Source organism: Shewanella frigidimarina NCIMB 400 (assembly GCF_000014705.1).
Taxonomy (GTDB): domain Bacteria; phylum Pseudomonadota; class Gammaproteobacteria; order Enterobacterales; family Shewanellaceae; genus Shewanella; species Shewanella frigidimarina.
In genome coordinates this window covers 1,126,717-1,138,872 of record NC_008345.1, presented here as the reverse complement: position 1 = coordinate 1,138,872, position 12,156 = coordinate 1,126,717, and the positions used below count along the sequence as shown (strand labels likewise).

The window sequence follows — 12,156 nt, the reverse complement described above, 5'->3', positions numbered from 1 at the left end:
CTTCTCCCAGATAACTACTTGGCGTGCTGACGGTATTGTTCAATTAGCTCGATGAAATGATCGAACAGCGGTGCGGCATCGGTTGGCCCAGGGCTCGCTTCAGGGTGACCTTGGAAGCTAAATGCTGGCTTATCAGTTAGGTGAATACCTTGTAATGAACCATCAAATAACGACTTATGCGTGACCTTAATATTAGCTGGCAATGTGGTTTCATCTGCAGCAAAACCGTGGTTTTGACTGGTGATCATCACGTTGCCTTTTTCAATATTGCTCACTGGATGGTTTGCACCATGATGACCAAACTTCATTTTTAAGGTTTTCGCACCAGAGGCTAATGCAAGTAACTGGTGACCTAAACAGATACCAAATACTGGAATATCAGTCTTTAATATTTGTTGGATTGCAGTAATAGCATAATCACATGGTTCAGGGTCGCCAGGACCATTTGACAGGAAGACCCCATCAGGCTTCATGGCAAGTACGTCTGCTGCAGATGTTTGTGCTGGTACTACCGTCACATCACAACCACGGTCAACCAACATACGTAAAATATTACGTTTTACACCGTAATCGTACGCGACAACTTTATATTTAAGTTCCGCTGCTGGTGTTTCAGACGGTAAACCACCGACTAATTTCCAGCTACCGTTACGCCATGTATAAGCTTTATCGGTGGTCACTTCTTTGGCTAAATCCATGCCTTTTAGACCTGGAAACGCTTTCGCCGCTGCCAGAGCCTTCGCTTCATCTAGGTCACCAACCATAATACAACCGGCTTGGGCGCCTTTTTCACGCAAAATTCGAGTTAGTTTGCGGGTATCAATATCAGCAATGCCAACCACATTATTCGCTTTTAAATAAGCGCTTAATGATTGTTGGTTGCGGAAATTACTCGCCATAAGCGGTAAGTCACGAATAATTAAGCCACATGCATGAACCGAATCCGATTCTGTGTCTTCATCATTAGTACCTGTGTTACCGATGTGAGGATAGGTTAATGTTACTATTTGGCGTGAATATGAAGGATCTGTAAGGATCTCTTGATAACCTGTCATTGAAGTATTAAATACCACTTCACCAACAGAGATACCGGCAGCACCAATTGCGGTGCCAGAGAATACTGATCCATCTTCGAGTACGAGTAAGGCAGACTGTGTCAACGCGACCTCCAGAAAAGAGCCAAGCCACTTAAAATTATGTGTTTTTATTTTGCACTAAAATACCAATTTTCGATAAATTACGAAATTTTGACAAATTCTAGCGATTGTATAAGAAATTCGTTTTTACGTCTATATTTTGTAGGATTGTTTTCAAAAAAAAACACCAATGAATGGTGTTTTTATTATCTAGTTCAATCCTAATACTTGCTGCATATCATACAGACCAGCATTTTGATCTGAGAGCCAAAAAGCCGCCCTCATCGCCCCATTAGCAAAGGTCATTCTACTCGATGCTTTATGGGTTATTTCCAAGCGTTCGCCTATGTCAGCGAACATAGCGGTGTGTTCACCGACAATGTCACCGGCACGAACCGTTGCAAAACCTATGGTATTAGGATCACGTTCACCGGTAATACCTTCACGCCCAAAGACCGCACATTGCTCTAAATCCCGACCTAATGTTTGGGCTATAATCTCACCCATTTTAAGCGCGGTACCTGAAGGAGCATCTTTTTTATGACGATGATGTGCTTCGATTATTTCGATATCGGTATAATCACCCATCACTTCTGTAGCCAGTGCGAGCAACTTCCACATCACATTCACGCCAACAGACATATTCGGGGCTAACACCACTGGTACTTGTTCTGAATAGGCATTAATCTGCTCTTTTTGAGCATGGTTAAAACCTGTGGTACCGATGACGATGGCTTTATGATTTTTTGCGCACCAATCGAGATGAATAATGGAAGACTCAGGTGACGTAAAATCAATTAATACGTCAAAGTCATTAACCACTTTATCCAGTGAGTCGGTAATGGCAACATTCATCGCGCCAACACCTGCGAGCACACCAGCATCAATACCGATTAGACTTGAACCTGTACGTTCAATAGCTGCGCCAAGTATTATGACTTGTTGCTGTTTAGCAGATTCAATCAGTGTACGGCCCATACGGCCACTGGCACCAACTACAGCAATTCTCACTTTTGCAGTCATTTCATTCTCCCAGTGTTAACTAAAGGTAAACACACAAACAGCATATACAAAAACGCCTAAGTTAACTTAGGCGTTTTTAACAACTAGATAATTTCTAACAATTCAACTTCGAAGACCAAAGCCGAATAAGGCGGGATTGAAGCACCCGCGCCACGCTCACCGTAAGCCAAGTGATGTGGGACATATAATTTAAGCTTAGTGCCAACTGGCATTAACTGTAATGCTTCAGTCCAACCGGCGATAACGCCAGATACTGGGAACTCAGCAGGCTGGCCACGAGCAACAGAGCTATCGAACACATCACCACTGATGAAAGTACCATGGTAATGAGTACGTACAGTTGAATCATACGTTGGTGTTTCACCGTCGCCTTGAACAAGTACTTCGTATTGAAGACCAGACTCTGTGATCGTAATACCGTCACGCTTAGCGTTTTCAGCTAGGAATGTATCACCTTCAGCGGCAGCAGCTTCTGCAGCAGCTTCTTGTGCTTCTTGTAAACGACGACTAATTTCAGTAAATGCAACTTGAAGCTCTTCCATTGATACTGCGCTTTCTTTACCGGCAAATGCATCAGCAAGACCAGCTTGAACAGCAGGGATATCAATACCTTCAAAAGAGTTTGATGCTAGTTGCTCGCCCATTTGACGACCTACACCGTAGCTAGCATGCTGTTCCATAGTGCTGAACAAATCTGACATAATAATTTTCTCTCAATAAACATAAAAAATTCGCACGAGAGTTTATCACAATAAACCCCGTAAATGTTGGCAAAAAACGCTATTTAACTTGAGCAATTTTACACTCAGTCAAAGACTGTTTTCTTGCCTGTGTATAAAGCGGCATCACTTGATTCTGTGCCGCTTGTAAGTCTTCAATTCGGTGACTGTGTGACGGGTGAGTCGATAACAGTTCAGGGCCTTGGGAGCCGCCCGCTTTAGCCATGTTTTGCCACAAATTAACACTTTGAGCCGGATTAAAACCTGCTTTGGCCATTAGCTCAAGACCAACAATATCAGCTTCAGACTCCTGGCTGCGTCCAAAAGGTAAAATAATACCCACTTTAGCCCCTAGCCCCAACCCAGCCATGTACAAATCTTTATTGGCAATACCCGATGCTCCTAATGCGGCATCCGCAGCTTGCATGCCAAGCCCCGTTAACTGAGCTCGAGAGACTTGCTCGTTACCATGCTGGGCTAATACGTGCGCCACTTCATGCCCCATTACCGTAGCAAGTTGATCTTGATTGACTGCGACTTTTAACAAACCGGTATAAACACCAATATGGCCACCGGGTAGCGCAAACGCATTGACTTGATCTGACTCAAACAATACGACATCCCATTGCTGTGATTGGTCGGGCAACACCGCAGTGATACGTTTGGCAACACAGTTCACATATTGAGTTTGCGCTTGGTTTTGACTTATTTTTTCACTTTGCTTCATGGTCTCAAACGACTGAGATCCCATTTGCTGCATCTGCGTATCAGAAAACAACAGGGTTTGCCCTCGACCCGTTGGCGATTGACTATTAACACAACCAACTAATAAAGCGGAAACAAGTAGGGTTAGCGCGAGAGGTTTCATGTTGTCATCCCTTAAAATTCATTTAGCCAAAAAGCTAATCCATCATTGATTTATTCTATACCAATCAACTGGACCAATGCATCACTTACGATGTTAAACATCAGTCAGCATTCATGTGTTTATTAACGTGTTGATTTACGTTTAGCGAAATCACTAATACTGCGTTTATTGGCGGTTCGACGATTGGCTTGTTTATCACGCGGCGCTCGCTTACTGTTTTCGCTAGTGGGTTTATCCGTTACCACAAAACCGGCTAATTCAACTAATGGTAATGCCTGTCCGGTTAACTCTCGAATAGCTTCTAAACTGAGTAATTCAGAGTGACCGACTAATGATAATGCCACACCGCTTAACCCCGCGCGTGCAGTACGCCCAATACGATGAACATATACAGCTGCTTGGGCTGGCAAATCAACATTGATAACCACAGGCAATGCGTCAACATGAATACCGCGCGCAAGTACATCGGTTGCGACTAATACGGTCAGTTGTGCCATTTTGAATTGCTCTAAGGTCTTACTTCGCAGTGCTTGTTCTTTATCGCCATGAAGCGCCGCAGCGTTAATACCCGCCTTAATTAACTTTTTACATAATGCATCAGCATCGTCTTTAGCATTCACAAACACCAATACTTGCGACCATTGATGTAAAGCAATTAAATGAGTCAGCGCTTTGGCCTTGCTGCCTTTATTGACGTGATAAATAGTTTGGTCAATATCAGCCACGGTACTATTCAAAGCATGCGCTTCAATTCGCACGCAAGATGCAGACTGTACTTTTTGAGCTAATGCGACCAAAGATTCGGGTAACGTCGCCGAAAATAATAACCGCTGGCCACTTGGCATTAATGCTATCAGCGCATTAATATCGGCGATAAATCCCATGTCCAGTAATCGGTCTGCTTCATCAAGAACCAAACTCTGCAGGTGTTCAAACTGAATAACACCTTGTTGAGCTAATGCGAGTAAGCGGCCCGGTGTAGCAACGACAATATTAACCGGTTGAGCTAAGCGCTCAATTTGAAGCTCTATTGCTTCACCGCCACAAAGTACCTCTACGCGTAAATTAAGCGATCGTGCTAGCGGCGCTAAGTTTTGCGATACTTGTGATGCTAACTCTCTGGTCGGCACGATGATCACGGCAGACAAATGAGACGTTGAGAGCTGACTAATGCGTTGCAATACAGGCAAACCGTAAGCATAGGTTTTACCGCTGCCGGTTTGAGCTAATGCCAATACATCTTGCCCCAGCAATATAGTAGGAATAGCCAGTTGTTGGATACGACTCGGCTTATTCACTGTCGGTGGCAATGCGGCTAATAAACTTGAATTGAGTGATAACGCTGAAAATGACATGTTAACGCCTAATGTTAATAGGATAAATTGACGATATTCGCCAATAAAAAAGGCTGCTTACCAAAGTAAACAGCCTTTAACGAGGTCGCTAGATCATCGCGATTAACTGTTTAAATCCTGAAAGAACTTTTTAACGCCATCAAAGAAACCTTCAGCTTTAGGGCTGTGTTTTTTTGATTCGCCAGTTAATGTTGCTTCAAACTCACGCAATAACTCTTTTTGTTTTTCATTCAAGTTAACCGGTGTTTCCATCACCACTTTACACAGTAAGTCACCTACTGCATGGCTACGGACCGACTTAACCCCTTTGCCTCGTAGGCGGAACATGCGCCCAGTTTGGGTTTCTGTTGGGATTTTAAGGCTAACTTTACCGTCTAATGTCGGTACTTCAATCTCGCCGCCTAATGCTGCTTTACTGAATGAAATAGGTACTTCACAGTAAAGGTTATTGGCATCACGAGTAAAGATAGCGTGTTCACGCACACTAACTTGAACGTATAAATCACCTGGTGGAGCACCAAACTCGCCCGCTTCACCTTCGCCAGTAAGACGGATACGATCGCCTGTATCTACACCAGCAGGAATTTTAACTGATAAGGTTTTGCTTTTCTCAACCCGACCTTCGCCATGACACTTGCCGCAAGGATCTTTAATGATTTTACCGCGACCATGACAAGTAGGACACGCTTGCTGAACAGCAAAGAAACCTTGACGCATTTGCACTTGGCCTTGGCCATGACACGTACCACATGTGGTTGCAGATGTGCCTTTTTTAGCGCCGCTACCGTCACACAAATCACACGCTGCTAAAGTAGGAATTCGCAGTTCTTTGGTTAACCCGCGTACGGCTTCTTCTAAAGACAATTCAAGGTTGTATCGTAAATCACTACCGCGCGCAGCTTGGCGTTGACCACCACCACGGCGACCACCACCAAAAATATCACCGAATACATCACCAAAGATATCGCCAAAATCACCTTGGCCACCACCGTGTCCACCACGATTAGGGTCAACGCCAGCATGACCAAATTGATCATAAGCCGCTTTTTTGTCGCTGTCGGTTAAAATTTCGTACGCTTCTTTAATTTCTTTAAAGCTAGCTTCTGCGGCTTTGTCACCCGGATTACGGTCTGGGTGAAACTTCATCGCTAAGCGTTTGTACGCTTTTTTAATTTCGCGTTCACTGGTGTCACGTCCAACACCGAGAACTTCGTAATAATCACGCTTTGACATAGTGTTCTGTTTCTCGAAGGTGTGAGTAAATTGTTAAACTTAAATTATACAAACGGGCGTTTGAGGATAACCCCAACGCCCGCTTTAACGGTAACTAGCTGAAATTACTAATTACTTTTTGTCGTCTTTAACTTCTTCGAACTCAGCATCAACAACATCATCAGCAGGCTTTTCTTGGCCAGCATCGTGTGCTTGACCTTCTGCTTCACCTTGAGCTTTAGCTTGAGCAATTTCCATTAACTTAGCAGACGCTTCGATTAACGCTTGAGTAGCTGTATCAATAGCTTCTTTATCTTTGCCTTTTATGGCAGTTTCTAAAGTTGCAATTGCCGCTTCAATCTTTTCTTTTTCGTCGCTAGCTAGTGCATCGCCAGCTTCTTCAACTTGTTTTTTAGTTGAATGAGCTAAACCATCTGCTTGATTACGCGCTTGAACTAACTCTTCAAATTTCGCATCTTCATCAGCATGAGCTTCTGCATCACGTACCATTTGTTCAACTTCTTCATCAGACAAACCTGAAGAAGCTTTGATAGTAATATTTTGTTTCTTACCTGTTTTCTTGTCTGTTGCAGACACATGTAAGATACCATCAGCATCAATGTCGAACATCACTTCAACCTGTGGTTGGCCACGTGGTGCTGGCTCAATACCTTCTAGGTTAAATTGACCTAATGACTTGTTGGCACTAGCTTGCTTACGCTCACCTTGAAGTACGTGAATTGTCACTGCACTTTGGTTGTCGTCAGCTGTTGAGAATACTTGCTGAGCTTTAGTCGGGATAGTGGTGTTCTTCTCGATAAGCTTGGTCATCACACTGCCCATGGTTTCAATACCAAGAGATAGTGGTGTAACGTCAAGTAGAAGTACGTCTTTCACTTCGCCAGAAAGTACGCCAGCCTGAATCGCCGCGCCAACTGCAACCGCTTCATCAGGGTTAACATCTTTACGAGGCTCTTTGCCGAAGAAGTTAGTTACTGCTTCTTGTACTTTAGGCATACGAGTCTGGCCACCAACAAGAATCACTTCATTGATATCAGATATTGATAAATCAGCATCAGCTAGTGCAACTTTAAGCGGCTCTAAAGTACGTTGAATTAAATCTTCAACTAATGACTCTAACTTAGCACGAGTAATTTTAACCACTAAATGCTTAGGACCTGATGCATCAGCAGTGATGTAAGGCAAGTTAACTTCAGTGTGGTTAGTGCTTGAAAGCTCGATTTTTGCTTTTTCAGCCGCTTCTTTCAAACGTTGCATTGCTAAAGGATCTCTACGAAGATCTAAGCCCTGGTCTTTTTTGAATTCATCAGCTAAATAGTTAATCATACGGTTATCAAAGTCTTCACCACCTAAGTGAGTATCACCATTGGTTGCTAGTACTTCAAATGTTTGGTCGCCATCGTTACTGTCGATTTCGATGATAGAGATATCGAATGTACCACCACCTAAATCGTATACTGCAACAATATTGTCGCCTTGCTTCTTATCGATACCGTATGCAAGTGCAGCAGCAGTAGGTTCGTTGATAATACGCTTAACATCAAGACCTGCGATACGACCAGCATCTTTCGTTGCTTGACGTTGTGAATCGTTAAAGTAAGCAGGAACGGTAATAACCGCTTCAGTCACTTCTTCACCTAAAAAGTCTTCAGCAGTCTTTTTCATCTTTTTCAAGATTTCAGCTGAAACTTGTGGTGGTGCCATTTTATTACCACGAGATTCAACCCATGCATCACCATTATCAGCTCCGATAATTTTGAATGGCATGATGTTCACGTCACGTTGTACTTCGTCATCTTTAAAACGACGGCCGATTAAACGCTTAATGGCAAAGAATGTGTTTGTTGGGTTAGTTACAGCTTGACGCTTTGCTGGTTGGCCTACAATAATTTCATCATCGGTATAAGCGATAATTGATGGGGTTGTACGATCACCCTCTGCGTTTTCAATTACGCGTGCTTTGCCGCCATCAAGGACTGCTACACACGAGTTTGTTGTGCCTAAATCGATACCAATAATTTTGCCCATGGGGTCCTCCGAAATTGACGTTAGTCGTCACAAATATGTTATTTGATGTTGATATGGGGATGAACAACAAGTATTTCAAGCATTTTATTGCTTAACTTGAGATTCAAAATTGACCACTCATATCAGCCTTGATACCTATATTGGGACAACAAAGTGAATTACAAGGGTATAAGTAAATATTTATCATGTTTTATGGATTTTTTATACGAGGCATATTAGTAAGCTAAGGAGCTTCAGCTACACATAACAGCGATGGCTTAAGTAAGCGTAATGATGGGAGTCATTACAGTAAAACCAGCCGGAGTCACGCAGCAACAAGGCATAGACCTGTGTTTTTTTACTAAATGGCACCCATATTGCCGATGAATTAGATGGTATTAGCGCAGTATAATCGTCGCTAATACCAGTATTCAGCGTATTGTTCATTATTGTGTGAGTTTCGGCTATTAGATAGTGAACTACATCAGCAGCCATTATGGCAATTTAGCAACGGTACTATCGATTGAATTTGCACTATTGATTGCCGCTGAGTTTTGCGCTTGGCATTATCATTTGGGGAGTGGATTAAATCATCACAATTTAAATCGACATTGGTTTGTGAGCCACACTAACCAACTTGGCATTTCAGCAGTATTGCTCGAGTTTTGAATGTAACACTGCAACAGAAAAGTATTAAATAACGCTAATCATTTGATAAAAAATAGAACTAGAGCTATAAAAGTACAAAGGATATTCAAAAAAGTACTAAAAATTCAAATGATTGTGGAGGAACCAAGGCAATGGGACTGCCAAGATGGAATTTCAGTGATAACACCGAACGTAAGATACGCATTGTTACCTTAACGATTGTTATGGTGATTCTAGTTTATGAAAAGCTTTATGGCGTAAGCACCACACAATATCCAGCAATGTATTTGTGCGTATTTTCACTTATCGCTACTTTTATGACCAATGCCGTACAACGTCGATATTTCACTTATGTAATGGAATACGCGCAAGTATTTAGAATTGTAGCGATATTAATGACCTGTGCCTTTTTTGCGATTTGGTTATTAACCACCTTTGAGCGTTTTACTGAGCCAGTAACGCCAAGTCACCTTATTTATAATTTATAACGCTCTGTTATTACCGAGCCGCCATACAAAAAGCAAAGGGCGCTAATGTGCGCCCTTCTTGTCATAAATAGAACAAAATGCATTATTGTCTGCAGGTGTAATCACCCCAAGCTAACCACTTGTAAGTGGTCAGGGCATCTAACGCCATTGGACCACGAGCATGCAATTTCTGAGTACTCACCGCCACTTCCGCGCCAAGACCAAACTGCGAACCATCAGTAAAACGAGTACTGGCATTCACATACACTGCAGCGGAATCAACTTGATTCATAAAGTCACTCGCGGTGTGAATGTTATCCGTTAAAATGGCTTCAGAATGCCCTGTAGAATAATGACGGATATGTTCCACGGCTTCGTCAATATCGTTAACCACTTTGATCCCTAACGTGAGCGATAACCACTCTGTTGAAAACGATTCATCATGTGCCGCTGTTACATCAAAACCTAAACCATCAAGATAAGGCAAAGTGGTTGCACAAGCATGGAAACGAACCCCAAGCGAGTGTAAATGTGATGCTATTTTGGGAATAAACTCAGCGGCTACCTGTTGATGTATTAATAAGGTATCTAAAGCATTACACACAGTCGGACGTTGAACTTTAGCGTTAGCAATGACTTCAATTGCCCGCACTAAATCAGCTTGTTTATCGACAAATAAATGACAGATGCCAATACCGCCTAAAATGACAGGAATGCTTGATTGCTCAGCACACAATCGCTGTAGGTTTTGTCCACCACGAGGAATAATCATATCGACATATTTGTCGAGTCTTAGTAAACCGCTGACAAGGCTACGCTCTGGTGAATCAATGAGCTGCACGGCATCTTTAGGTAAATCTAGACTCACCAGTGCATCACGGATAATGTCGCTTAGCATTTTATTGGAGGTTAGGGTTTCTTTACCGCCACGCAAAATCACTGCATTACCGGTCTTTAACGCTAACACGGCAATATCAACAGTGACATTTGGCCGAGCTTCATAAATAACCCCCACCACACCTAATGGGACACTGCGACGAGTTAAGCGTAAGCCGTTATCTAATACTCGACTATCAGCTTCCTTGCCGACAGGGTCTGCTAGTGCGATGACATTATCAATGTCAGCTATAATCCCGCCTAGCCGCCCTTCGTCCAGCATCAACCTATCTATCATGGCTTCGGTTAAACCGCTTTGCTTCGCTGCAATGATATCTTGTGCATTCGCTTGTAAAATATCATTTTTCCGCTGCGCTAAGTGATCGGCAATCGTAGCTAACAACACGTTTTTTTGTTTCGCAGTTAAACTCGCTAAAATAAAACTTGCAGCCTTAGCACGTTGCCCTAATTGAGTTAAATATTCTGTTTCTGTGGCTGACATATGCTTATCCTTAATTATCAAGTACGACCATATCATTGCGATGAACCACGGCATCGCCGTAATTATAGCCCAGTAGACTTTCTATATCATCAGAATGTTTACCGCTAATTTTGGTTAAATCATTGGCGCAATATCGGCTAATGCCTTTAGCCAAAATCTTACCCGTTTGATTCACAATTAGTAAGGTCGCACCGCGTTCAAAATTGCCTTCAACATCGACAATGCCTTTAGATAATAGGCTACGACCATTAGCAACAACGGCAACAGATGCTCCAGCATCTACAACTAATTTACCTTGTGTAGCTGGACCCGCAAGGATCCACTGCTTGCGACTTTCTAATGGATTTTCGATTGCGCTAAAATGAGTACCGACAGACTCCCTCGCCGCCACTTTGGCAATAACATCGGGGTGATGACCGGAAGCAATAACAACTTCTATGCCCGCACGTCTAGCCACATCCGCGGCTTCGAGTTTGGTGGCCATTCCGCCCGTTCCAAGTCCAGACACTGAACCGCCGGCCAATAAACGCAAACTGTCGTCAATATTGACAACTTGTTTAATCAACTGTGCGTCGGGATGGGTACGTGGATCGGCATCAAATAAGCCTTTTTGGTCGGTCAGTAAGATAAGTAAATCAGCATCGCAAAGTAAGGCTGCGCGGGCAGATAAATTATCATTATCTCCCACTTTAATTTCATTGGTTGCCACTGCATCATTTTCGTTAATGATAGGGATAATATTGTGAGCTAATAATGCATTTAAGGTGTCGCGCGCATTAAGATAACGTTCACGATCTTGTAAATCAGCACGAGTTAACAATAACTGGCCAACATGTAATCCGTAAATACTGAACAATTGTGACCATGCCAAAATTAACTGACTTTGGCCTACCGCTGCAAGTAACTGTTTATTCGCCATAGTGTCGGGCAACACCGGATAATGTAAATGCTCCCGCCCAGCAGCTATCGCACCTGATGTACACAACACAACTTCTACACCAGAACGCATAAGCGAGGCCATTTGCCTGGCTAATTCAACCATATGTGCTTTATCAAGCTTTTTACTGCCCGATGTCAGCACGCTGGTGCCTAACTTAACTACTACGCGGCGATAACCCATTTGTCTTACTCAGCTTACAAAAAAATATTCAGTTCATTTTTATACCCAATTCACTCGATAATTCATAGTGAAAGCCGCTAATACTGGAATATTTGTCTAGATTAACTATTTTCAGGTTAATAAATGGTTATCAAACAGTCTCTAATCCTGCTAACTCAGTTTCATTAAGCTGAAATAGCTTGGCTATTGGCGCCTTATTTAG

The 12,156-nt window shown here is 42.8% G+C and carries 11 protein-coding genes; 2 read left to right on the top strand and 9 right to left on the bottom strand.

All coding sequences use genetic code 11. From position 1 onward, the window contains the following. Window positions 1–14: 14 nt before the first annotated feature. The 7 genes from carA to dnaK form a co-directional block, all read right to left on the bottom strand. Window positions 15–1,172 carry a glutamine-hydrolyzing carbamoyl-phosphate synthase small subunit gene (gene carA / locus SFRI_RS05015; protein WP_086019742.1) on the bottom strand — a complete coding sequence of 386 codons (1,158 nt, stop codon included), beginning with the start codon at window positions 1,170–1,172 and terminating at the stop codon, window positions 15–17. A gap of 174 nt (window positions 1,173–1,346) precedes the next feature. After that, complete coding sequence (dapB, locus tag SFRI_RS05010) at window positions 1,347–2,159, bottom strand: 4-hydroxy-tetrahydrodipicolinate reductase (protein ID WP_011636448.1); 813 nt, start codon at window positions 2,157–2,159, stop codon at window positions 1,347–1,349. An 83-nt stretch (window positions 2,160–2,242) separates the two neighbouring features. Next, window positions 2,243–2,860 carry a BamJ family beta-barrel-assembly machinery protein gene (bamJ, locus tag SFRI_RS05005; RefSeq protein ID WP_011636447.1) on the bottom strand — a complete coding sequence of 206 codons (618 nt, stop codon included), beginning with the start codon at window positions 2,858–2,860 and terminating at the stop codon, window positions 2,243–2,245. Between the two features lie 79 nt (window positions 2,861–2,939). Next, window positions 2,940–3,746 (bottom strand): M48 family metallopeptidase, encoded by an 807-nt coding sequence (locus SFRI_RS05000; protein WP_011636446.1) that lies wholly within the window; start codon window positions 3,744–3,746, stop codon window positions 2,940–2,942. Window positions 3,747–3,868: 122 nt separating this feature from the next. Further along, the gene (locus tag SFRI_RS04995; RefSeq protein WP_011636445.1) at window positions 3,869–5,101 is read right to left on the bottom strand and encodes a DEAD/DEAH box helicase; all 1,233 of its coding nucleotides are present in this window, start codon (window positions 5,099–5,101) and stop codon (window positions 3,869–3,871) included. A 102-nt stretch (window positions 5,102–5,203) separates the two neighbouring features. Continuing rightward, entirely contained in the window at window positions 5,204–6,334 is a 1,131-nt protein-coding gene (dnaJ, locus tag SFRI_RS04990) for a molecular chaperone DnaJ (protein WP_011636444.1), read from the bottom strand. Window positions 6,335–6,445: 111 nt separating this feature from the next. Continuing rightward, window positions 6,446–8,362 (bottom strand): molecular chaperone DnaK, encoded by a 1,917-nt coding sequence (gene dnaK / locus SFRI_RS04985; RefSeq protein WP_011636443.1) that lies wholly within the window; start codon window positions 8,360–8,362, stop codon window positions 6,446–6,448. A gap of 453 nt (window positions 8,363–8,815) precedes the next feature. Here dnaK and SFRI_RS21640 point away from each other — a divergent pair, with 453 nt between their 5' ends. Both SFRI_RS21640 and SFRI_RS04975 read left to right on the top strand, forming a co-directional pair. Continuing rightward, window positions 8,816–9,010 (top strand): hypothetical protein, encoded by a 195-nt coding sequence (locus SFRI_RS21640; RefSeq protein WP_041412812.1) that lies wholly within the window; start codon window positions 8,816–8,818, stop codon window positions 9,008–9,010. A 131-nt stretch (window positions 9,011–9,141) separates the two neighbouring features. Then, on the top strand, window positions 9,142–9,477 hold the full coding sequence (locus SFRI_RS04975) for a hypothetical protein (RefSeq protein WP_011636442.1): 336 nt from the start codon (window positions 9,142–9,144) through the stop codon (window positions 9,475–9,477). An 82-nt stretch (window positions 9,478–9,559) separates the two neighbouring features. Here the strand turns inward: SFRI_RS04975 and SFRI_RS04970 are convergent, their stop codons facing one another. Next, complete coding sequence (locus tag SFRI_RS04970) at window positions 9,560–10,834, bottom strand: glutamate-5-semialdehyde dehydrogenase (RefSeq protein WP_011636441.1); 1,275 nt, start codon at window positions 10,832–10,834, stop codon at window positions 9,560–9,562. A 10-nt stretch (window positions 10,835–10,844) separates the two neighbouring features. Further along, window positions 10,845–11,954, bottom strand: a complete 1,110-nt coding sequence (gene proB, locus SFRI_RS04965) for a glutamate 5-kinase (RefSeq protein ID WP_011636440.1) — start codon at window positions 11,952–11,954, stop codon at window positions 10,845–10,847. Between the last annotated feature and the right edge of the window lie 202 nt (window positions 11,955–12,156).